At 73.7% G+C, this 21172-nt stretch carries 23 protein-coding genes; 17 read left to right on the forward strand and 6 right to left on the reverse strand.

All coding sequences use genetic code 11. The annotated features are described in order from the left end of the window. The first annotated feature begins 19 nt into the window (after positions 1-19). The 3 genes from ACIBZJ_RS01525 to ACIBZJ_RS01535 all read left to right on the forward strand — a co-directional run bounded on the left by ACIBZJ_RS01525 (position 20) and on the right by ACIBZJ_RS01535 (position 2448). Positions 20-523, forward strand: a complete 504-nt coding sequence (locus ACIBZJ_RS01525; protein ID WP_395924277.1) for a SigE family RNA polymerase sigma factor — start codon at positions 20-22, stop codon at positions 521-523. Next, entirely contained in the window at positions 520-1314 is a 795-nt protein-coding gene (locus tag ACIBZJ_RS01530; protein ID WP_395924279.1) for a hypothetical protein, read from the forward strand. The genes ACIBZJ_RS01525 and ACIBZJ_RS01530 overlap by 4 nt, the downstream gene beginning before the upstream one ends. 198 nt (positions 1315-1512) lie before the next feature. Next, positions 1513-2448 (forward strand): hypothetical protein, encoded by a 936-nt coding sequence (locus ACIBZJ_RS01535; protein WP_395924281.1) that lies wholly within the window; start codon positions 1513-1515, stop codon positions 2446-2448. A gap of 154 nt (positions 2449-2602) precedes the next feature. Here ACIBZJ_RS01535 and ACIBZJ_RS01540 read toward each other — a convergent pair whose 3' ends face one another. Next, positions 2603-3619 carry a GlxA family transcriptional regulator gene (locus ACIBZJ_RS01540; RefSeq protein ID WP_395924283.1) on the reverse strand — a complete coding sequence of 339 codons (1017 nt, stop codon included), beginning with the start codon at positions 3617-3619 and terminating at the stop codon, positions 2603-2605. A 229-nt stretch (positions 3620-3848) separates the two neighbouring features. Between ACIBZJ_RS01540 and ACIBZJ_RS01545 the strand changes: the two genes are divergently transcribed. Genes ACIBZJ_RS01545 through ACIBZJ_RS01555 form a run of 3 tightly spaced genes read left to right on the forward strand, consistent with a single transcriptional unit; the run spans position 3849 to position 5044 of the window. Then, complete coding sequence (locus ACIBZJ_RS01545; RefSeq protein WP_395924285.1) at positions 3849-4427, forward strand: dihydrofolate reductase family protein; 579 nt, start codon at positions 3849-3851, stop codon at positions 4425-4427. A gap of 42 nt (positions 4428-4469) precedes the next feature. Beyond that, positions 4470-4748, forward strand: coding sequence for a hypothetical protein (locus ACIBZJ_RS01550; RefSeq protein ID WP_395924287.1), 279 nt, complete (start codon positions 4470-4472; stop codon positions 4746-4748). Beyond that, positions 4745-5044 carry a CopG family transcriptional regulator gene (locus tag ACIBZJ_RS01555; RefSeq protein WP_395924289.1) on the forward strand — a complete coding sequence of 100 codons (300 nt, stop codon included), beginning with the start codon at positions 4745-4747 and terminating at the stop codon, positions 5042-5044. The genes ACIBZJ_RS01550 and ACIBZJ_RS01555 overlap by 4 nt, the downstream gene beginning before the upstream one ends. Before the next feature lie 49 nt (positions 5045-5093). Here ACIBZJ_RS01555 and ACIBZJ_RS01560 read toward each other — a convergent pair whose 3' ends face one another. Then, positions 5094-5576, reverse strand: a complete 483-nt coding sequence (locus tag ACIBZJ_RS01560) for an FBP domain-containing protein (RefSeq protein ID WP_395924291.1) — start codon at positions 5574-5576, stop codon at positions 5094-5096. A 60-nt stretch (positions 5577-5636) separates the two neighbouring features. On the opposite strand from ACIBZJ_RS01560, the gene ACIBZJ_RS01565 reads away from it, so the two are divergent. Continuing rightward, the gene (locus ACIBZJ_RS01565; protein ID WP_395924293.1) at positions 5637-6224 is read left to right on the forward strand and encodes a TetR/AcrR family transcriptional regulator; all 588 of its coding nucleotides are present in this window, start codon (positions 5637-5639) and stop codon (positions 6222-6224) included. 144 nt (positions 6225-6368) lie between these two features. Continuing rightward, on the forward strand, positions 6369-7343 hold the full coding sequence (gene trpS / locus ACIBZJ_RS01570) for a tryptophan--tRNA ligase (protein ID WP_395924295.1): 975 nt from the start codon (positions 6369-6371) through the stop codon (positions 7341-7343). A 4-nt stretch (positions 7344-7347) separates the two neighbouring features. On the opposite strand, the gene ACIBZJ_RS01575 is transcribed toward trpS, so the two are convergent. Further along, positions 7348-7938, reverse strand: coding sequence for a helix-turn-helix domain-containing protein (locus ACIBZJ_RS01575; RefSeq protein WP_395924297.1), 591 nt, complete (start codon positions 7936-7938; stop codon positions 7348-7350). 67 nt (positions 7939-8005) lie between these two features. On the opposite strand from ACIBZJ_RS01575, the gene ACIBZJ_RS01580 reads away from it, so the two are divergent. Then, the gene (locus tag ACIBZJ_RS01580; RefSeq protein WP_395924299.1) at positions 8006-9709 is read left to right on the forward strand and encodes an FAD-dependent oxidoreductase; all 1704 of its coding nucleotides are present in this window, start codon (positions 8006-8008) and stop codon (positions 9707-9709) included. Positions 9710-9736: 27 nt separating this feature from the next. Next, positions 9737-10507, forward strand: a complete 771-nt coding sequence (locus tag ACIBZJ_RS01585; RefSeq protein WP_395924301.1) for a class I SAM-dependent methyltransferase — start codon at positions 9737-9739, stop codon at positions 10505-10507. Positions 10508-10524: 17 nt separating this feature from the next. Here the strand turns inward: ACIBZJ_RS01585 and ACIBZJ_RS01590 are convergent, their stop codons facing one another. Continuing rightward, positions 10525-12921, reverse strand: coding sequence for an FtsX-like permease family protein (locus tag ACIBZJ_RS01590; protein ID WP_395924303.1), 2397 nt, complete (start codon positions 12919-12921; stop codon positions 10525-10527). Then, positions 12918-13610, reverse strand: a complete 693-nt coding sequence (locus ACIBZJ_RS01595; RefSeq protein WP_395924305.1) for an ABC transporter ATP-binding protein — start codon at positions 13608-13610, stop codon at positions 12918-12920. The genes ACIBZJ_RS01590 and ACIBZJ_RS01595 overlap by 4 nt, the downstream gene beginning before the upstream one ends. 214 nt (positions 13611-13824) lie before the next feature. Here ACIBZJ_RS01595 and ACIBZJ_RS01600 point away from each other — a divergent pair, with 214 nt between their 5' ends. Further along, the gene (locus ACIBZJ_RS01600) at positions 13825-15219 is read left to right on the forward strand and encodes a sensor histidine kinase (protein ID WP_395924307.1); all 1395 of its coding nucleotides are present in this window, start codon (positions 13825-13827) and stop codon (positions 15217-15219) included. Then, positions 15216-15878, forward strand: a complete 663-nt coding sequence (locus tag ACIBZJ_RS01605) for a response regulator (protein WP_395924309.1) — start codon at positions 15216-15218, stop codon at positions 15876-15878. The genes ACIBZJ_RS01600 and ACIBZJ_RS01605 overlap by 4 nt, the downstream gene beginning before the upstream one ends. A gap of 39 nt (positions 15879-15917) precedes the next feature. Here the strand turns inward: ACIBZJ_RS01605 and ACIBZJ_RS01610 are convergent, their stop codons facing one another. Further along, positions 15918-17147 carry a CynX/NimT family MFS transporter gene (locus ACIBZJ_RS01610; RefSeq protein ID WP_395925970.1) on the reverse strand — a complete coding sequence of 410 codons (1230 nt, stop codon included), beginning with the start codon at positions 17145-17147 and terminating at the stop codon, positions 15918-15920. 19 nt (positions 17148-17166) lie between these two features. Between ACIBZJ_RS01610 and ACIBZJ_RS01615 the strand changes: the two genes are divergently transcribed. The 5 genes from ACIBZJ_RS01615 (at position 17167) to ACIBZJ_RS01635 (ending at position 21166) form a co-directional block, all read left to right on the forward strand. Beyond that, on the forward strand, positions 17167-17841 hold the full coding sequence (locus ACIBZJ_RS01615) for a FadR/GntR family transcriptional regulator (RefSeq protein WP_395924311.1): 675 nt from the start codon (positions 17167-17169) through the stop codon (positions 17839-17841). A gap of 121 nt (positions 17842-17962) precedes the next feature. After that, on the forward strand, positions 17963-19033 hold the full coding sequence (locus ACIBZJ_RS01620) for a site-specific integrase (protein ID WP_395924313.1): 1071 nt from the start codon (positions 17963-17965) through the stop codon (positions 19031-19033). Between the two features lie 32 nt (positions 19034-19065). Continuing rightward, a complete protein-coding gene (locus ACIBZJ_RS01625; RefSeq protein WP_395924315.1) occupies positions 19066-19905 on the forward strand; it encodes a helix-turn-helix domain-containing protein in 840 nt (279 codons plus the stop codon). An 87-nt stretch (positions 19906-19992) separates the two neighbouring features. Next, positions 19993-20574: a dihydrofolate reductase family protein gene (locus tag ACIBZJ_RS01630; protein ID WP_395924317.1), complete on the forward strand. Its 582-nt coding sequence runs from the start codon at positions 19993-19995 to the stop codon at positions 20572-20574. 70 nt (positions 20575-20644) lie between these two features. Then, complete coding sequence (locus tag ACIBZJ_RS01635) at positions 20645-21166, forward strand: hypothetical protein (RefSeq protein ID WP_395924319.1); 522 nt, start codon at positions 20645-20647, stop codon at positions 21164-21166. The last annotated feature ends 6 nt before the right edge of the window (positions 21167-21172 follow it).

Below are 21172 nucleotides of genomic sequence, written 5' to 3' on the forward strand. Positions count from 1 at the left end.
TGACCGGACGGAGCCGCTGGTGGAATCCCAGAGCGAGGCGGAGTTCGCGGCGTTCTACGCCGCCCACTTCCCGTCGCTGTGCAAGCAGCTCTACGCCTACGTCGGCGACCGGGGCGCGGCCCAGGATCTCGTCCAGGAGGCGTTCGCCCGCGGGTGGGCGCGCTGGTCGACGATCCACGCCTATGACGAACCGGCGGCGTGGGTGCGCACCGTCGCGTTGCGGCTGGCGGTCAGCCGGTGGCGCCGGGCTCGTCGATCCCTCGCCTTCGTGGCCGGGCAGCGGGACCAACCGGTGGTGCCGCCGCCGGATCCGACGCACGTGGCGCTGGTGGCCGCACTCGCGCTGCTTCCGGCCAAGCAACGCAAGGCGATCGTTCTGCATTACCTCGCCGATGTCCCGATCGCCGAGATCGCCGCCGGCGAGCGAGTGGCCGAGGGAACGGTCAAGTCCTGGCTGCACCGGGGCCGCACCGCGCTGGCCTCCGAGTTGGGCGAGCCGACCGTCGAGGGGAGGATGCGATGAACCCGGAGGAGGACGTGACGCGGCTGCTCCGCGGGATGATGACCGCCGCCGACGAGCCCTACGGGGGTCCCGGACCGACGCACGCCCGGCGCATCGCGGCGGCTCGCCGCCGCCGGCGGCGCGGCCTGGCCGCCGCGGTGACCGCTCTGGTCCTGACCATTGCCGCGGTCGGCGTGGTGCTCGGGTTCGCCGGCGGCCACGACACCGACCGGCTGCGGCCGATCGCACCGAAGCCCACCGCGTCCCCGTCCCGGACGCCCGGCTCCCCACCGCCCTCCGGCCGGCCGTCGGCGCGGGCATCGGACGCCAACGGGTCGAGTTCCGTGCCGCCCACCAGCACCCCGACCGTGACCGCACTGCGGCCGATCGACTGGCGTAACTCGGTCATGAACCTGCCGGCGAACGACGTCTGCCCGAACACTCGCGTCCAATTCTCCCGGGGAGTCGCCTCGCTGCCGCCGTGGCACTACGAGATCGCCCCCACCACGCAGCCGGTCTACGGCGACGTCAACCAGGACGGGCGCACCGATGCGGTGGTGGTGATCACCTGTTGGGGCACCTCCACCGTCGGCGGTCCGGAGACCAGGTTCATGATCATCGCGTTCACGGGCAACGCCAAGGGCGGGCCGACGCCGATCGGGTTCGTGGACGGCCTGCAGGCCTACGTCGATCCGCTGCCGAGTCTGCGTGAGAACGGCCGCGTCATCGTCGTCGACTGGCGTCCGGAATCCGGTGGCACGTTGGTCCGCACCCACCGCTGGAACGGCACCACGTTCGTCGCGGGTGGCTGACTGATCACTCCGGCTCCCGCCGCCGGCGCGGGCGGGGCCGCCCGGGAGGACGATGATTCGTTCGCGTTGATTCGGTCGCGTTCACCGGGGAGCCGCGCAGGCGTGTTCATGGGGGCGTGATCCAGTGGCGTGAATCCGGCGGAGGCTGGCGTTCGCGCCACTTCTGCGCGGGCGGGCGGCGGTCCTAGCGTCGAGGTGGTGACCTCAGCGTTCTTCCTCTCCCTGCACGTGCTCGCCGCGATCCTCGCGATCGGACCGGTGACGGTGGCGGCCAGCATGTTCCCCCGTTACCTGCGGCGGGCCGGCACCGATCCGCAGGCGGCCACGATCCTCGTCGCGCTGCACCGGGTCTGCCGCGTCTACACGGTCCTCGGCCTGCTGGTCCCGGCGTTCGGCCTGGCGACCGCGGCGTCGCTCGGCGTGCTCACCGACGCGTGGCTGCTCACGTCGATCGCGCTCACCGCGGTCGCCGCCGCCGTCCTGACGCTGCTGGTCCTCCCGCGCCAAGCCGAAGCCCTCACCCTCGCCGGCGCCCCGACGCTGCCCCGCGCCGGAGTGCTGCCCGGCGCCCCAGTGCTCTCCGGGACCTCCGCGTCGACCGAGGCCTCGGCGCTGTCCACGAGTTCTGCTCGGTCCGGCGTCCCGACGCTGCCCGGTGCCGAGGCGCCGTCCGAGATCCCGACGCTGTCCGGGGCCTCAGCGTTGTCCGAGATCCCAGCTTCGTCCGGCGGCTCAGCTTCGTCCGGCGGCTCGGCTCCGTCCGGGGACGGGGCGCTGTCCCAGATCTCGGCGTCGTCCGCGGCCTCGGCGCTGTCCGGCGGGCCCGCGCCGCAGGCGCCGTTCCCGGCGGCGTCCGGTTCCGCAGGCCGTACCGGACGAGACGTGGGTCCGGGGCCGGCCTCACGGTCAACCGCAGCTTCAGCCGAACCTCGCCCGATCGAGGCAGCCGATCCGGCCCGCGAATCCGATCCGGTCGACGAATCCGCCCTGCCCGCCCCGGCCGGCTCCGGGACGCGCTCGGCGCCCGAGCGGCTCGCGGCGCGGCTCGGGATGGTCACCGGCATCTTCAACCTGCTCTGGGCCGTCGTCGTCGTGCTGATGATCGTCCGCCCCGGCTCCACCACCGGCGTGTGACCCGCCCCGAATGTGACCCGCCGGTGCGACCCCGTCCCGAGCAACGGCCCCAAGCAACCGGCCCCGAGCGAACTCCCCGGCGTGCATCCGGCGCGACCCACCCCGCATACCCCGCCCCGGCACGTCCCGGCAAACACGTCCCGGCCGGCGGGTCTCAGCCGGGGAACGACCGGCGGTAGGCGGCCGGGCTCACGCCGACCAGGCGCTTGAAGCGATCCCGGAACGTGCTCGCGGCGGTGAACCCGACCTGCGACGCGATCCGCTCCACCGGCTGCCCGGTGGTCTCCAGCAACTGCTGGGCCCGCCGCAGCCGGACCCGGTTGAGCCATTGCAGTGGCGTCGTCCCGGTCTGTTCGCGGAACCGCCGCGAGAGCGTCCGGTTCGACAGGGCCGCGCGCCGGGCCAGGTCGTCGAGCGTCAGCGGGCGGTGCAGGTTCTCCTCGGCCCAGGCCAGCAGCGGCCGCAGCGACGTCCCGTCCGGCGCCGGCGGCTCGTAGGCGATGAACTGGGCCTGCCCACCGTCGCGCTCCAGCGGCATCACCGAGAGCCGGGCGGCGTCGGCCGCGACCGCGGCGCCGTGGTCGCGGCGCACGAGGTGCAGGCACAGGTCGAGGCCCGCGGCCGCGCCGGCCGAGGTGAGGATCTGGCCGTTGTCCACGAACAGGACGTCCGGGTCGACGTCGATCGCCGGGTACCGCGCGGCCAGTTCGGACGTGCCGAGCCAGTGCGTGGTGGCGCGCAGCCCGTCGAGCAGTCCGGCGGCGGCCAGCGTGAACGCTCCCGCGCACACCGACGCGATCCGCGCGCCGCGCCCAGCGGCCTCCCGCAACGCCTCGAGCACCGGATCCCCCACCGGCCCGGAGGCGCCCACCGGCCGGGAGACTCCCACCGCCCCGGCCGGCCCGATGCCCGCCTCCCTGACGCCCGCCTCCCTGACGCCTTCCTCGCTGACGCCCGGCACGATCACGGTGTCGGCCACGGCGAGTGCCTCCAGCCCGTGCCGGACCCGGATCGCGAACGTGCCGGCGTCCACGTCGCCGGTCGCGCCGCAGACCAGGACCCGGTACGCGGGACGGCCGCCGGGCAGGCGGGCCCGGCCGAAGACCTCGACCGGGACCGCCAGGTCGAACGGAACCACGTGCTCGAGCGCAAGCACCGCCACCGTGTGCACCGGGCTCCTGCCCGGCACCTCACTCCCGCCCGGCACCGGCTCACCCCTCGGCGCCGGGCTCCCCGTCAACGCTGGGCTCCCCGTCGGCCCGAGATTCTCCGTCAGCATGGCAAAAACCTAGCCCACCGCTGGGATCCGGCCACCGGGTGTGCCAGTAATGCACAACCGAGTTGCGTAATCACATCCGCCTCGATACGCACGAGCCATGCCGCGGAGACTGGTACTGAAAATGAACGTTTCGCTCGACGGGTTCGTCGGCCGTAACGACGGTGACGTCGAATGGATCTTCCCGAGCATCGACGAGGAGTTGCAGGAGTGGCTGGCCGACATGCTCGGCCAGGCCGGGGCGCACGTGATGGGCCGGGTCACCTACGGCGACATGGCCGCGCACTGGCCCAGCTCCGACGAGCCGTACGCGGCACCGATGAACGACATCCCGAAGATCGTGTTCTCCCGGACGCTCACCGAGGCCACGTGGCCGCAGACCACCGTGCTCTCCGGCGACCTGGCCACCGAAGTGGCCCGTCTGAAGGCCGAGGACGGCGACGAACTGCTCGCGCACGGCGGCGCCGGATTCGCCCGCGCGCTGATCAGCCGCGACCTCGTCGACGAGTACCGGCTGATCATCCACCCGGTGGCCCTCGGGTCCGGGCTGCCGCTGTTCACCACCGCCACCGACTTGCGCCTGGTCAGTTCCGAGCCGTTCCCGGGCGGCGCGATGGCCGTCACCTACGCCCCCGCCGGCACGCCCCACGCCCCCGCCCGCACGCCCGACCCCGCCCGCACGCCCGGCGCCGCCGAGGGCTAGGCCGATCGGCCCGGGCTGTTTACACTCGTCTACGTTCAGTCCGTGGACGAGACCTACCGGTTCGACGAGCGTTCCTACGACGCCCTCGACGCCGCCGGGATCGGCTGGCAGGCCGCCTTACAGGTGCTGCGCGCACCGAGGCGGGTCCGTCAGCACGTCGGTGCGGTGCTCCGGGTGGCGGCCGCGACCCGCGACGGCCGATGGGTGGCCGTGGCGCTGGTCGAGGAGGAGCCCGATCAGTACCTGGTGGTCTCGGCCCGCGAGCTGGACGGCGACGAGGCCGGCCTGGTGGCCGGAATGCTCGGAAGGAGCGAGGCATGAGCGACGCCGAGATCAACGCCGCCGAGCGGGCCTTGGCCGGCACGGACTGGTCCGGGGCCACGGTCGAGACATCCGCCCGTCCGGTCACCGTCGTGCACTCCACCCGGTTGCCCGCGTTGCTGTCCGAGCGGCTGGAGGCCGAGGCCGCCCGGCGGGGGGTCACCCCGTCGGCGCTGGTCCGTGAGTACGTCGAGGCCGGTCTGTTCGGCCTGGCCGCGACCGGCGATGCCACGGTGACGCTGCGCCTGGCCGACCTGCACCGGGCGATCGACCAGCTCGCCCGCGACGTCGCCTGAGATCCCCGCGGGGGCCCGGATCCCCGCCGGTGCCGGGAGCGGAAGTGGCTCAGGCTCCCAGGGACGTCAGGAATCCGTCGAGGTGCCCGCGCAGGCGCGCGACCTGCTCCTCGACGGTGAGCGACTCCTCGATCCGTCCGCCGACGGCGGGTTTCTTCAGCCCGCGGACGTAGAGCGGGCACGCCAGGTCGGCGCACACGTACGTGCCGACCGAGTTGCCCTGACGCCCGGCCGCGCCGGTCTTGCGCGCGGTCATCAGCGCGACCCCGCTGCCCGGGTGCTGGGTGAGGCAGAGCGAGCACATGCTGCGCCGCAGGTAGCCGCGCTGCCCGGTGGCGGCCCGCAGCACCACCCCCACCGTGTCGGTGACCAGGTAGCTGCGGTCCGGGGCGGACAGGTCGGTCCAGCCGAGGAAGTCCAGGTCGTCCCACGGGCGGGTGTCGAGGTCGCGCGGCAGCGGGAGGCGGTTCGCCTCACCTTTGGAGCAGTTGACGAACGAGCCGCGGATGTCGGAGTCGGTCAGGGCCTTCATGGTCCCGACGCTACTTCGCCTAGGATCCCTAGGCAAACGACTATTTTTTTAAGGAGCGGGATGCCGCGCCAGGGCCTCACCCCCGAGACCGTCGTGCTCGCCGCCGCCGACCTCGCCGACGAGATCGGCGTCGACCGGGTGACGGTGTCGGGGCTGGCGCGCCGGCTCGGTGTGCGCGACGCCAGCCTGTATTCGCACGTGCGCAGCCTGGACGATCTGCGGGTCCGGATCGCGCTGCGGGCCTCGGGCGAACTGGCCGACCGGCTCGGCGACGCGGTGGCCGGGCGCGCCGGGCGCGACGCACTCGGGGCGTTCGGCTCGGCCTACCGGGCGTACGCGCTGGCGCACCCGGGCCGGTACGCGTCCACGCACCTGCAGCTGGATCCGGCGCTCGTCGCGTCCACTCCGTCGGCGCAGCGGATCCTCGACCTCACCGGCGCGATGTTCCGCGGCTACGGACTCACCGATCCGGACCTGACCGACGCGGTCCGCCTGGTGCGCAGCACGTTCCACGGCTTCGCGACGCTGGAGGCCGCCGGCGGCTTCGGTCACCCGCGCGACCTCGACACGTCCTGGCGCCGGGCCCTCGACGCCCTCGACTATCTGCTGCGCCACTGGTCCGACACTGCGCTACCCTCAGCGCCATGACTTCCCCGTCGTGCCTGACCTGGTGGCGCTCCTCGTAGGAGCGGCACCTCTGACAGGCATGACTTCACCAGGGCCGTTCGGCGGAACGGCCCTGACGCGTGTCCGGGGTGATGCCGGGCGGTCCCCGTTCCCAGGAGACCTCCGATGGACAGAGTCCTCACCGGTGACCGGCCCACCGGCCCGCTGCACCTCGGCCACTACTTCGGCACCCTGCACAACCGCGTGCGCCTGCAGGCCGCCGGCGCGGCGCTGACGCTGGTGATCGCCGACTACCAGGTCCTCACCGATTCCGACGCCGCCGGGCGCCTCGCGCCGGTCGTCGAGGGCCTGGTGCTGGACTACCTCGCGGCCGGCATCGACCCGGAGAAGACCACGGTCTTCACCCACAGCGCGGTCCCGGCCCTCAACCAGCTGCTGCTGCCGTTCCTGTCGCTGGTGTCGGTGCCGGAACTGGAACGCAATCCGACCGTGAAGGACGAGATCGTCCATTCGCGCCGGGCGTCGGTGAGCGGCCTGATGTTCACCTACCCGGTGCACCAGGCCGCAGACATCCTGTTCGGCAAGGCGACGCTGGTGCCGGTCGGGCAGGACCAGTTGCCCCACCTGGAGCTCACCCGCACGATCGCGCGGCGCTTCACCGAGCGCTACGGGCCGCTGTTCGATCAGCCGGAGGGACTGCTGTCGGCGGCGCCGCTGCTGCTGGGCACTGACGGCGGCAAAATGAGCAAGAGCCGCGGCAACGCGATCCCGCTGGCCGCGACCGCGGACGTGACCGCGCGGCTGATCCGCGGCGCGAAGACCGACGCCGACCGGCACATCACGTTCGACCCGCAGGGCCGCCCGGAGGTGTCGAACCTGGTGCTGATCGCCGCGTTGTGCACCGGCCGCGCGCCGGAGGCGGTGGCCGCCGAGATCGGTACGGCCGGGGCCGCGGGCCTCAAGAAGCTGGTCACCGACGCGGTCAACGAGTACTTCGCGCCGATCCGGGCCCGCCGCGCGGAGTACGCCCGCGATCCCGGCGTGGTCCGCGCGATCCTGCGGTCCGGCAACGCTCGCGCCAACGCGGTGGCCGACGCCACCCTCGCGGAGGTGCGGACCGCGATGGGAATGGCGTACTGAACGCCTAGCTGTCCGGCCGGGCCGGCCGGGCCCGGACGTGGAGGCGTTCACCCTGGGGCCCGAAGAGGGCGAGGATCTCGGCGGCGTCCGGGCCGGGGTTGCTGATCGAGTGCGGCGTCCGGCAGTCGAACTCCACGACCTCCCCGGCGCCGAGCAGCAGGTCGTGCTCACCCAGGATGAGCCGCACCCGCCCGGACAGCACGTACATCCATTCGTAGCCCTCGTGGACCCGCAGTTCGGTCACGTCGACCGACGCCGGGGTCGGCGGCAGGATCTGCTTGTAGGCCCGCAACCCGCCGAGGTGCTGGCTGAGGGGGATCGTCGTGCGCCCGTAGGTGGTGTAGGGCTTCAGATGGACGCGGGGGTCGCCGGTCACCGGGGCGCCGACCAGTTCGTCGAGCTGGACCTGGTGGGCCCGGGCCAGCGGCAGCAGCAGTTCGAGCGTGGGTTTGCGCTGCCCGGATTCCAGCCGGGACAGCGTGCTGACCGAGATGCCGGTGGATTCCGACAGCTGGGTCAGCGTGGTGCCGCGCTCGATCCGCAGCGATTTGAGCCGCGGCCCGACCGCGGTGAGCACGTCGTCGAGATCCGTCATCCCACCAGTTTGCCATTCCGGCAAGAAAGTTTGTCATTCTCTCCGGGCCGGGTGCACGCTTCCGGCCATGACGACGACTCAGTACGACGTGATCGTGATCGGCGGCGGCGCCGCCGGCCTGAGCGGTGCCCTGACCCTCGGCCGGGCCCGCCGTTCCGTTCTGGTGGTGGACGCCGGCCGCCCGCGCAACGCCCCGGCCGACGGCGTCCACGCGTTCCTCACCCGCGACGGGCTGCCCCCGGCCCGGCTCGCCGCGATCGGCCGCGCCGAGGTCGAGTCCTACGGCGGCACGGTCGTGTCCGGCACCGTCACCGACGCCCGGCCGGACGGCGACGGCTTCACGGTGCGGCTGGCCGACGGCACGACTCTGCGGGCCGCCCGGCTCCTGGTCGCCACCGGGGTCACCGACGAGATCCCCCCGGTGCCCGGCCTGGCCGCCCGCTGGGGCAAGGACCTGCTGCACTGCCCCTTCTGCCACGGCCACGAGGTCCGCGACCGCGCGATCGGCGTCCTGAGCACCGGACCGTTCGCGGTCGAACAGGCGCTGCTCTGGCGCAACTGGTCGGAGCGGATCACGCTGTTCCTGCACACCGGCCCGGAACCCACCGACGAGCAGTTCGAACAGCTCGCCGCCCGGGGCGTCGCCGTGGTGGACGGAGAAGTGACCGGCGTGCGGGTCACCGGCGACCGGATGACCGGCGTCGAACTCGGCGGCGCGCGGGTCGCCGGCGTCGACGCGGTGGTGACCGCCACCACGATGCACGTGCGCCTCGACGGCTGCGAGAACCTCGGCCTGGAGGTCGCCGACCTCCTGCGCGACGGAACCCGGATCGGCACGTACGTGCCGGCCGACCCGACCGGCAAGACGGCCGTGCCGGGCGTGTGGGTCGCGGGCAACGTCACCGCACCGGCGCTGCAGGTGATCAACGCGGCCGCGGCGGGCAACCTGGCCGGGGCGATGCTGACGTTCGACCTGGTCGCCGCGGAGACCGCCCGCGCGGTGCAGACCCGCCGCGCGGACGCGGCACCGTTCTCGGCCGCCGCCGAGCGGGCGGCCGCCGAGCGCGCCGCCGGCCACCACCACCACGGCCTGGGAGAGAATGCGTCCATGTCCGACGAGCTGGCCGAGACTTGGAACACCCGGTACAACGAGACCGCGTCGATCTGGAGCGGGGAGCCGAACTCTGCCCTGGTCAAGGAGGTCACCGACCTGACGCCGGGCCGCGCGCTGGACCTGGGCTGCGGCGAGGGCGGCGACGCGGTGTGGCTCGCCGGGCAGGGCTGGACCGTGACCGCGGTCGACATCTCCGAGGTCGCGCTGGGACGCGCGGCCGCGGCGGCCGAGACGCACGGCGTCGCCGGGCGCATCACGTTCCTGCAGCGCAACCTCGGGCTCTCGTTCCCCGAGGGGCAGTACGACCTGGTGTCGGCGCAGTTCCTGCACTCCTGGGGCGACATGCCCCGGGAGGAGATCCTGCGGCGGGCCGCGGCGGCGGTCGCGCCGGGCGGGGTGCTGCTGATCGAGGGCCACTCCGGAGCGCCGCACTGGCAGGAGTCCGACGGCTCCCCGGCCGGGGACCCGCACGCCGCGCAGCACCAGCACCCGGGCCACGAACTGCCCGGCCCCGACGAGGTCATCGCGGCGCTGCGGCTGCCCGACGGCGAGTGGGACCTGCTGGTCGTCGACGAGCACGAGCGGGTCCGGACGCTCCCCGACGGACGGGTCATCAACCACGTCGACAACACCGTGAAGCTCCGCCGGCGCCCCTGAAAGGATCGGACCGGTAGCGTTCGGGGCGTGCCACCACGCCCCCACACCGACCGCCCCCACACCGACCGCGCCCGCGCCGAATCGTTCGGTGGGATCGCCGCCGACTACGACCGGTACCGGCCCGGATGCCCGGACGCGCTCCTCGCCGACCTCGTCGCGCTGCGCCCGGCCGCGGTGCTGGACGTGGCCTGCGGCACCGGCAAACTCGCGGTGCCGCTGCGGGCCGCCGGTCTCGACGTCCTCGGCGTGGAGATCGACGAGCGGATGGCGGCGGTCGCCCGCGGGCACGGCGTCCGGGTGGAGATCTCGCCGTTCGAGACCTGGGACGGCGCCGGGCGCCACTTCGATTTGATCACCTGCGGCAACGCCTGGCACTGGATCGACCCGGACGCCGGGGCGGCCCGCGCCGCGGCGCTGCTGCGGCCCGGCGGGAGCATCGTGCGGTCCTGGACGTACGCGGTGCTCGACACCGACGCCCAGGCCCTGTTGCGCGACGTCTACGCCGAGCACGCGCCCGGCACCACCACCCACGCCGGGCCCGGCGGCGAGGATTCGTCGCCGGACCCGTTCGCGTCCCGGCCCGAGTTCGGCGCCGCCGAGCACCGGCGCTACCGCTGGGACCTGGAGGTTCCCGCGGAGGAGTGGGTCGGTCTGATCGCCACGTTCTCCGACCACCAGTTGCTGCCCGCCGCGCAGCGCGACCGGCTCCTCGCCGCGCTCCGCGACGCGCTCACCGCCGCCGGTGGCGTCCTGCGCGGCCACGGCGAAGCCGATGCCCTCTTCGCCCGCCGCCTCTGACCCGCGCGGGGCCCTGGTTACTCGGTGCGCAGGGCGGTCGCGGTGCGGGTCCGGGCCGCCCACGTCGCCGGTAGCAGCGCCCCGGCGATCGCGAGTACCACCCCGCCGAGGCCGAGGGCGACCAGCACCAGCGGGGAGAACACGTCCAGCAGCGCGCCGGGCAGTGTCGCTCCGGCGGCGCGGGCCATCGCCGGGACCAGCAGCCGGTGCAGCACCAGCCCGGCGCCGACCCCGAGGAGCCCGCCGGCCAGCCCGACCGGCACCACCGCGGCCAGCACGCCGGCGAGCGCCTGGCGGGGCGTCATCCCCAGCGCCTTCTGCACCCCGAGGTCGTGGACGCGTTCGCGGACGTCGAGCACGACGGTGTTCAGCACGCCGAGGCCGGCGACCGACACCATCAGGACGCTCAGCAGCCCGGACAGCGCCGCCACGATCACGACCAGGTCGGCCGGTCCCTCCTTCGGGGTGTCGTCGGCGAACAGCCCGTACCGCGTCACGGCGTCGCCGAGTTCGTCGGCGTAGTGGTCCGCGTCGGTGCCGCGGGCCACGTCGATGCTCCAGTCGGTCATCGTCGCGCCGGCCGCGGCCCGCGTGAGGAGGTTGAGCCCGTCGTCGTTGGGGTCGAACGTCTCCCCGACGATCGTCACCGTGAACGGCCCGGATTCCCCGCGCAGCGTGAGCGTGTCCCCCACCGACGTGTCGGTGGCGGTGAGCAGCCCGGTCGCGGCGACGGCCTCCCCGGGGCGGCCGAACCAGCGTCCGCCGACCAGGTAGTACCCGGCCCACGACGGGTCGGAGGTGAACGCGGTGACGCTCACCGGCCGCGACAGCGACGGGCTCGACGCCTCGGTGTGCGACGACCCGAACCACCGCGACGTGCCCGCCTGCGCCTCGATGGCGGCCGCGACCACGGCCGGGTCGCTTCCGGCCGGTGCGCTGCCGGCCGGGTCTGGGCCCTTCGGGGTGATCGTGTGCCGGCCCTGGCCGGAGCCCGGTCCGCCGTGGATCTCGACGTCGACCCGGGAGTGTTCGGCCGCGATCTGGATCAGCGTGAACGACGCACCGATCCCGACGGTGAGCGTGACCGCGGCCGTGCCGAACGCGATCGCGGCGACCATCGTGAGGGCGCGTCCCGGGGCGCGGAACGGCCGGGCCAGTCCGAGGGAGAGCGGCCGGGACAGCGGGACGCGCCCGAGGGCCCGCCCGGCCCACCGGCCGCGCCCGGCCGGCGGGGTGCGGCCCAGGGTGAGCGCGTCGACGGTCCGCAGCCGCCCGGCCCGCAGTGACGCCAGCGCGGCGATGACCGCGACCAGCCCCAGCACCCCGGTCACCACGGCGACGTCGACCCACGGCTCGATGTGGGTGGACGCGTCGGCGACGATCCGTTCGGTCTTCTGCAGCAGCGGGATCGCCGCCAGGTTGCCGCCGACGATCCCGATGCCGGCGCCGATCGTCGCCGGGATCAGCGCCTGCGCCATCCAGCCGCGCACCACCTGGCCGGGGGTGAACCCGAGCGATTTGAGGATCCCGATCCGGAAGTACGCCGACCCGACCGCGCCCGCGACGACGGTCCCGACGACCAGCGCGGCCAGCGCCAGCGCGAGCGCCCCGAAGCCGAGCAGGAACGGCACGAACAGCGCCGTCCGGCGGTTGGCGTCGAACCGGGTCGTCAGCCAGGACCGGGTCCCGGTGACCGCCCCGGAGGGCAGCGCCGCGGTGACCGCGTCCCGCGCGGTGTCCATCTGCGTGCCGGTGTCGTGGCCGTCGACCCGGTAGAGCATCTGCAGGCTGCGTCCGGTCGCGGGCAGCGCGGGGAGCGCGGCCGGGAGCATCCACGCGTCGGCGGTCTCGCTGACCGACCGGGCCACCCCGACGACCGTCACCCGGCCGCCGCCGTCGAGTGAGAAGGTCGCCCCGACCGGCGCACCGACCGGGGCACCGGCCGCCAGCACGATCTCGTCGTTCGCGGCCGGCCAGCGGCCGTCGAGCAGCGACAGAGAATCGACGCCGCTCGCCGGGCCGTGGCGTCCGACGACCGTGATCTGCGCGGCCGGGCCGGGGACGCCCTCCGGGGGTTTCAGCCCGACGGTCGCCACACCGAACGGTCCGGCGGTCCGCGTCACCCCGCCGGTGCCGGCGGTCGCGGCCAGTTGCGCGGCGGTCGCTTTCGCCGGGTCGGTGTACACGGTGAGGTGCGCGCCGTGCTGCGCGGCGAAGCCCCGGTCGAACGGGCCGCTCGCGGCGACCAGCAGGCCGACACCGAGCACCCCGGCGGTGACGGCGGCCGCGGTGGCCAGCAGAATCACCGCGGTCTGCACCCAGTGCCGGCCGACCCCGGACCGGACGACCTTCCCGAGTCCCTGGGGCCGACCGGGCGTCGCTGCGGCCGGGCGGGAGGGCGTGAGCGTGCTCATCGGGCGGCCCCGACCGCGGTGTCGGCGGTGATGCGCCCGTCGACGATCTCCACCGTCCGGGTGGCGCACGACTCGGCCAGCGCCGGGTCGTGCGTGACCAGCACGATCGTCTGCCCGTCGGCGTGCAGCTCGGACAGGAGCCGGGACACGTCCGCGCCGGACGCGGAGTCCAGCGCGCCGGTCGGCTCGTCGGCCAGCAGCAGCGCCGGGCGGTTCATCAGGGCCCGCGCGACCGCGACCCGCTGCCGCTGCCCGCCCGAGAGGCGTCCGGGGTAGGTCTGGGCGTAGCGGGCGATGTCGAGGTTGGTCAGCAGGTCGGTGGCGCGCCGCCGCGCGTCGGCCCGGCCGGCCCCGGCCAGCTGGGACGGCAGCACCACGTTGTCGAACACGGTCAGGTCGTCGAGCAGGTTGAAGAACTGGAACACCATCCCGATCGTGCGGCGCCGGTACTTCGCGGCTCCGGCTTCGCCGAGCGTGTCGACGCGCTGCCCGGCGACCAGCACTTCGCCGTCGTCGGGCTTGTCGAGCCCGGCGACCAGGTTGAGCAGCGTCGACTTCCCGCTGCCGGACGGCCCCAGGATCGCGACCGCCTCACCGGCGGCCACGGTGAGCGACACGTCGGCCAGCGCCGGCGGCCCGCTGTCGTAGCGGCGGCTGACGCCGCGCAGTTCGATCACGTTGTCGGTCATGAGGGTTTCTCCCCGTGGTCACGGTGCCGGTCGATACGGACGGGGCGGACGCTAGGGCCGCGGGCGACACGTCCACATCGGCCTGCGGACGCACTGGCCGTACCGCGGCGGGAGGGGGTCGCCGGGCGTCATCCTCACGGCGTAGTCGCCGCGGCGGCGGGAGTGATCCCGGGGAGCGACGCCAGGGGCGGGGCGCGCACCGCAGAATGAGCGCATGTTCCGAGAACGGCGTCCGGCCGGCGGGTGGCTGCGCGGCCTCGGCCGCGCGGCGCGTGGGCTGGCCGGTCAAGCGGTGCGCCCGTCCGGGCCGGTGCTGCCCCTGTCGCGGCGCAACTGGCTGTTCGACGTCGGGCTCGCGCTGTGCCTGGCGCTGATCGCGATCCTCAGCGGGAACGGGGACGACGACGGCTACGTGTCGCTGGAACGGACGTACCCGCCGTACGATCCGGTCCCTCCGGAACTCCCGCCGGTCCCTCCCGCCGAGGTGCACGACCAGGTGGCCGGCGGCACCGCCACGCAGATCCTGCTGCTCCTGCTGATCGCCGCGCCGCTGGTGTTCCGGCGCCGCTACCCCCTGTCGGTGCTCTCGGTCGTGCTGGCCACCGCCGCTCTCGTCGGCGACGACCTGCACAGCCCGCTGGAGCTCTCGTTCTACGTCGCGGTGATCGCCGCCTACAGCGCTGCGGTGTACAGCCCGTACCGGATCCCGGCGCTGGTGAGCCTCCTGCCGGCCGCGTTCCTGTTCCAGCAGTTGCAGAGCGGCGACGCCCAACCGGCGTTCGGCGGGGCGATCAACGCCGTCCCGCAGGGCGCGGTCCCGTACCTGATCCTGCTGCCGATCGCGGTCGCCGCGTACGGGCTGCGCAGCTGGCGGGCCCGCGCGGACGCCGAACGGGCCCGGGCGACCGCGATCGAGCAGGAACGCGCCGAGGTGGTGCGCCGCGCCACCGCCCGGGAACGGGCCCGCATCGCCCGGGAACTGCACGACGTCGTGACCCACAATGTGAGCGTGATGGTGATCCAGGCCGGTGCGGCCCGCAAGGTTCTCGACACCTCACCCGCGCAGGCCCGGGAGGCGTTGCTCGCGGTCGAGTCCGGGGGCCGGGCGGCGATGACCGAACTGCGTCACGTCATGGGCCTGCTGACGATCGACGCCGACCCCGCGGAGGCGGCCGAACCCGACCTCGCGCCGCAACCGGGGTTGTCGCAGGTCGGCCCCCTGGTCGAGCGGGTGCGCCACGCGGGTGTGCCGGTGGAGCTGGTCGTCACCGGGCGGCCGCGGCTGCTGCCCGACGGGATGGACCTGGCCGCGTACCGGGTGGTGCAGGAGGCCTTGACGAACACGGTGAAACACGCGGCGGGCACGTCGGCGGTGGTGCGGATCGACCACGGCGCCGACCGGTTGTGGCTGGAGGTCACCGACACCGGCCCGGTCCCGGTGCCCGGCTCCGCGTCGACGAGAGACGAGGACCCCGACTCGGCGGGGCAGGGACTGATCGGCCTGCGGGAGCGTCTGGCCGTGTACGGAGGGACGCTGCGCACGGGGCCACGGATCCGGGGCGGGTTCCGGGTCGAGGCGATCCTGCCGTACGCGGAGGTAGGCGCGTGAGCGCGCCGCGGGTGGTGGTCGCCGACGATCAGGCGCTGGTGCGGACCGGGTTCCGGATGATTCTCTCCGCGGACGGCATCGACGTGGTGGCGGAGGCCACCAACGGCGCCGAGGCGGTCGACGCGGTGCGGCGGACACGGCCGGACGTGGTGCTGATGGACATCCGGATGCCGCACCTCGACGGTCTGGAAGCGACCCGGCGCATCGTCACCGGCCCCGACGGGCCGCGGATCCTGATGCTGACGACGTTCGACCTGGACCGGTACGTGTACGCGGCGCTGTCGGCGGGGGCGAGCGGGTTCCTGCTCAAGGACGTGACGCCGGAGCAGCTGACCGCGGCGGTGCGGCTGGTGCGCACCGGGGACGCGTTGCTGGCTCCGGCGATCACCCGGCGGCTGGTCGAGCGGTTCGCACGCCGCGACGAGGCCGCGTCGGCGGTGCACCGGGATCTGGCCGGGCTGACACCCCGCGAGCTGGAGGTGCTGCGGTTGCTGGCGCGCGGGCTGAGCAACGCGGAGCTGGCGTCGCGGTTGTCGTTGTCGGAGGCGACGGTGAAGACGCACGTCGCCCGGATCCTGGGGAAGCTGCAGTTACGCGATCGGGTCCAAGCGGTCGTCGTGGCCTACGAAACGGGGTTGGTCTCCCCTGGCGAAACCTGATTTCGGCCCGCTACGGCCCTCTCAGAACGTTTTTGCTGGTCAGAGGGGTCGGTTTCGGCCCGCGGCGAGGCCCGCGACGAGTTGGATGGTCATCAGGACCATGAGGAACACCAGAGGGGTGTGCCACTGCCCGGTGTGCTGATACAGCGCGCCGACGATGACCGGCCCGGGGATCGACAGCAGGTACCCGGCGCTCTGCGCGAACGCCGACAGGCGCGCGACGGTGGCGGCGTCACGGCCGCGCAGCCCGATCATCGCGAGCGCCAGCGGGAACGAGCAGTTCGACATGCCGAGCAGCACGGCCCAGACCCAGGGGGCGCCGGCCGGGGCGATCAGCAGCCCGGCGTACCCGGCGAGGCCGAACACGGCCAGCCCGGCGGCCAGGAGGCTCTGGCTGCGCAGGCGCCCGGCCAGTGCGCCGAGCACGTAGGAGAGCGGGACCCCGAGCAGGGACGTGACCGCGAACAGCAGTCCCGCGGTCGACGCCGAGAGCCCGGCGTCGCGGAACATCTGCGGGAGCCAGCCCATGATGACGTAGGCCGCAGTGGCCTGCAGCCCGAAGAACACCGCGAGCGCCCACGCGGTCGGGTTACGGCTCAGGCTCCGGGCCGGCGCGGCGGCGGCCGGGGCCGTCGTCCCGGCCGGACGCGGGCGCGTCAGGAACAGCCAGGGGATCAGCGCGACCGCGGCGACCGCGGCCCACATGCCCAGGCCGGAACGCCAGCCGCCGAACGCGGAGGAGATCGGAACCGTGACGGCGGCCGCGGCGGTCGCGCCGACGTTGAGCGCGGTCGTGTAGACGCCGGTCATCGGGCCGACCCGCCCGGGAAAGTACTGCTTCACCACGACCGGCATCAGGATGTTGACCAGCGCGATGCCGCCCAGCCCGACCGCGGTCAGCGCGACGAACGGCGCCGGGCCGCCGACCAGCGGACGCAGGGCGAGGCCCGCGGTGAGCGCCGCGATGCCGGCCAGGATGACCGCGTTCACGCCGAACCGGCGGGCCAGGCGCGGCGCGGTCACTCCCACCAGCGCGAAACAGAACGCGGGCACCGACGTGAGCAGCCCGGCCACGGTCGCGCTCATACCGAGACCGGCCCGCATCTCCTCGAGCACCGGGCCGATGCTCGTCACCGCCGGCCGCAGGTTGACCGCGGTCAGGATCAGCGCGACGGCCGCGAGCCACGGCGTGGCCCGGGTGGCCGTGCGCGCGGGACGGCCGGCAGTGGTGACCGGGGTGTTACTCGAAGCTAAGGGCGTCGACACAATCCCATCATAGAATCATGGGATGAATCTTGACCCCGTCTCGCGGCCCCGGAGTCTCTCAGATCACGTCATCGCCACGCTGCGCGGGCAGATCACGTCCGGGGCGTGGCCGGTCGGGTCACGCATCCCCACCGAACCGGAACTCGTGGCGCAGCTCGGCGTCGCCCGCAACACCGTCCGCGAGGCCGTGCGGGCCCTGGCGCACAACGGGTTGCTCGACATCCGGCAGGGATCGGGCACCTACGTCGTCGCGACCAGCGAACTCGCCGGCGTGATGCGCCGCCGCTTCGCCGACGCCCCGCCGCGTGACGTCACCGAGCTGCGCGGGGCCCTCGAGGCGACCGCGGCGAGCCTGGCCGCCGCCCGCCGCACCGACGCCGACCTGCGCCACCTCGACGCGACGCTGGCCGAGCGGGAACGCGGCTGGGAGTCCGGCGACCGGGAAGCGTTCGTCACCGCCGACAGCGCGTTCCACCTGGCGGTCGTGGCGGCCGCGCACAACCAGGTGCTGGGCGAGTTGTACGCGGACCTCGGCGCGGTGATCCGGGAGTCGCTGCGCGAGCACTTCACGCCGGTGCTGCGTCCGGAGGACTACCTCGACCACGCGCGGCTGGTGGAGGCGATCCGGGCCGGCGACCCGGCGGCCGCCGCCGCCGAAGCGACGTCCCACACCGAACCCCTCCACGTTTCGTTCTGATTCGTTTTCGTCATTACGTAATGACTAAACAGAACGTTTCCATCCGCGGTGGCCACGAACACCTGAGTTCCGATAGGGTTCATTATCGGAAGTCTCCAGAGGCGGAGGGAAACGAGCACTCGTGGACGGCGGAACTAACGAAATAGCCGTCACCGGCGCACTGGCCCACCGAGGCGGCGTCGACCACACGATCTCCGCGGACACGGCCCGCCGCATCGCCGCCGCGATCCCCGCCAACACCGCCCGCGCCTACACCACCGACCGCGCCGCGTTCCGCCGGTGGTGCGCCACGACCGGCCGCACACCCCTGCCCGCCACCGCCGAGACCGCGGCCGAATACGCGACGTTCCTGGCCTCCGGCGGCGCACTCCGCGAAAACGGCGAGCGCCAGGGCCCCGCCGCGCCCCGCACGATCGAGCGGGCCCTCTCGGCGATCCGCACCGAACACCGCGAAAACGGATACCTCAACCAGCCCGACCTCACCGGGGCACGCCGGGTCGTCAACGGCCACCGCAAGAACCGCGCCCAGACCGGGGTCCGCGACCGGCAGGCCGCGCCGCTGAGCGTCGAGGACCTGCGCGCGATGGTCGCCACCTGCGTCCCCGCCACCCTCGCCGGTGCCCGCGACCGCGCGCTGATCGTCCTCGGGTTCAGCATGATGATCCGCCGCTCGGAGCTGGTCGCGCTGAACACCGTGGGCGACGTGCGCGACGCCCCCGGCGGCGCCGAAGTGCTGATCCGCTGGTCGAAAACCGACCAGGAGGCCGTCGGTGAATTGGTCGCGGTGCACTACGGCGCGAACCCGCTGACCTGCCCGGTCCGGCTGCTGCGCGCCTGGCGCGAACGCCTCGCGGTGGCCCGGCCCGGCGACGGCCCGCTGTGGATGCCGATCGACAAACACGACCGGCTCCCGCACCACCCGGACTTCTCCGGGAAACGCGGCACCGGCCGCCTGTCCGGAAAAGCGGTCGGGCTCATCCTCCGGGACGCCGCCCGCCGGGCCCAGGTCCCCACCACCGCGCTGTCGGCGCACTCGCTGCGCGTCGGGGGCGCCACCGCCGCCTACGAAGCCGGGAGCGACCTGCTGGCGATCTCGCGCCGCGGCCGCTGGAAGGACGGTTCGCCGGTGCTGCTGCGCTACATCCGCGACGTCGACAAGTGGAAGAACGACCCGATGGCCGGCGTGCTCTAGCTCCCCGGTGGTGCGTCGGCGATGCTGGGCCCGTGCAGTACGTGTCCCGAGCGCCGCGACCCCCGCTGGACGGGCTGATCGACGACCTCTACTACCTGCGGGGCGCACCGCCCTACGCCCGGCTGACGCTGCCACCGATGCCCGCGGCGCTGCTCATCGTCAACCTCGGGGCACCGTTTCGCATCCGCTCCGGCACTGGCCTCGAGACCGCGCAGTACGCCGACGGCTGCGTGATCACCCTGCCCACCCGCGCGCTCGAATTCGGCTACCCGATCCCGACCCGCTCGGTCGGCGCGCACCTCAAGCCGTGGGGCCTGGCGCCGTTCCTGCCGATGCCCGCGGCCGAGCTACGCGACCGGCCGGTGACGCTGGAGCAGGTATGGGGCCGCGCCGCCGTCGCCACGCTGCGCGACCGGCTGGCCACGGCGTCCGGGCCGCACCAGATGCTGACGCTCCTCGAAGACGAGCTGACACGACGCCTGGGCGAACATGCCGGCCTGGGGCTGGTCCGCCACACCGGCGGCGTCCTCGCGGCGGCCCGCGGCGCGGTGGCGATCGGCGGCCTGAGCGGGGCGGCCGGCGTCAGCAGCACCCACCTGGCCCAGCGGTTCAAGGAGCTCATCGGCGTCACCCCGAAGCGGCTGGCCCGCACCTACCGCTTCGCCGCCACCGTGTTCGCGATCGACCCCGCCGGCCCGGTCGACTGGGGCCGCCTCGCCGAGAGCGCGGGCTACTTCGACCAGGCCCACTTCGGCCACGAATTCCGGGCGTTCACCGGGCTCACGCCGACCCGCTACGTCGAGGTCCGGCGGCGGTTCCTGCACGAACACCCCGGCCACGTGATGGAGGGCTGGCCGCTGCCGGCCGATTGATTTCGTACAAGACCCCGCGCTCCCGGCACGCTAGTTTCGCGGGGGCCCCCGAGCGTTCCCGGGGGACGCGGAACAGAGGAGAGCCCCGTGGGCACGGTCGTCCTGTACAGCTCGGTGTCGGCGGACGGCTTCATCGCGGACGACAACGACCTGCCCGGACCGCTCTTCGACTGGCTGACCGGCGGCGACGTCCCGCTGGACGAGAGCGGCGTGCTCACGGTGTCGCAGACGTCCTACGACTACGTCCGGCCCTACTGGGACCGGATCGGGGTGACGATCGTCGGCCGCCACGTCTTCGACCTGACCGACGGCTGGGACGGGAAGCCCCCGGGCGGGATCGACCACGTGGTCGTCGTGACGCACCGCCCGCCGCCCGACGGCTGGGACACCCACGCGCCGTTCCACTTCGTCGACGGCGTCGAGGCGGCCGTGACCACGGCCCGGCAACTCGCGGGTGACCGCCTGGTCGAGGTCGCCGCCGGCGACGTCGGTGGCCAGGTGCTCGCCGCCGGCCTGATCGACGAGGTACGCATGGACGTCGTCCCGATCGTGTTCGGGACCGGCAAGCGCTACTTCGGCTCGGTCGACGCGCAGCACCTGCTGGACGACCCGGACGTGGTGATCCCCGGCAAGCGGGTACTGCACCTGCGCTACCGGGTGCGCCACTAACCACCAGCGCGGTGCCACTATGGCGCCATAGATACTTGTGATGGCGCCATAGTGGTGCCATAGTACTGCCATGGAACTCGCGCCGTATGTCACCGCACTCCGAGCCGACCTCGCCACCGCGGCGCAGGCCGGCGGAGACGACGCCCGGGCGCTCGCCGAACGGCTCACCGCACCACTGGAATCCGCGGCCCGCCTCGCCCTGCTCAACGCACTCACCGCCGCGATGAGCGAAGTCACCCTCGAACTCGCCCCCGGCTCGGTCGACGTCCGCCTCCGCGGCCTCGACCCAGAATTCGTCGTGACCCTCCCGGCGACACCGGAACCCGCCCCCAGCACCCCCACGCCCACGCCCGCGCCGCCCGCCGCGGAGCCACCCCCGGGCGACGACGACACCACCGCGACCGCCCGCGTCAACCTGCGCCTTCCCGGCCCGCTGAAATCCCGCGCCGAAGACGCCGCCACCCGCGAAGGCCTCTCGGTCAACGCCTGGCTGGTCCGCGCGGTCTCCGCCGCGCTCGACCACACCACCCGCCCCGCCCCGCCGCCCGCGGCCACCTCCTCCTCCCAGCGCTACACCGGCTGGGTCCGCTAACCCCCT

The sequence above is a fragment of the Cryptosporangium sp. NPDC051539 genome, assembly GCF_044454545.1.
Lineage (GTDB): Bacteria > Actinomycetota > Actinomycetes > Mycobacteriales > Cryptosporangiaceae > Cryptosporangium.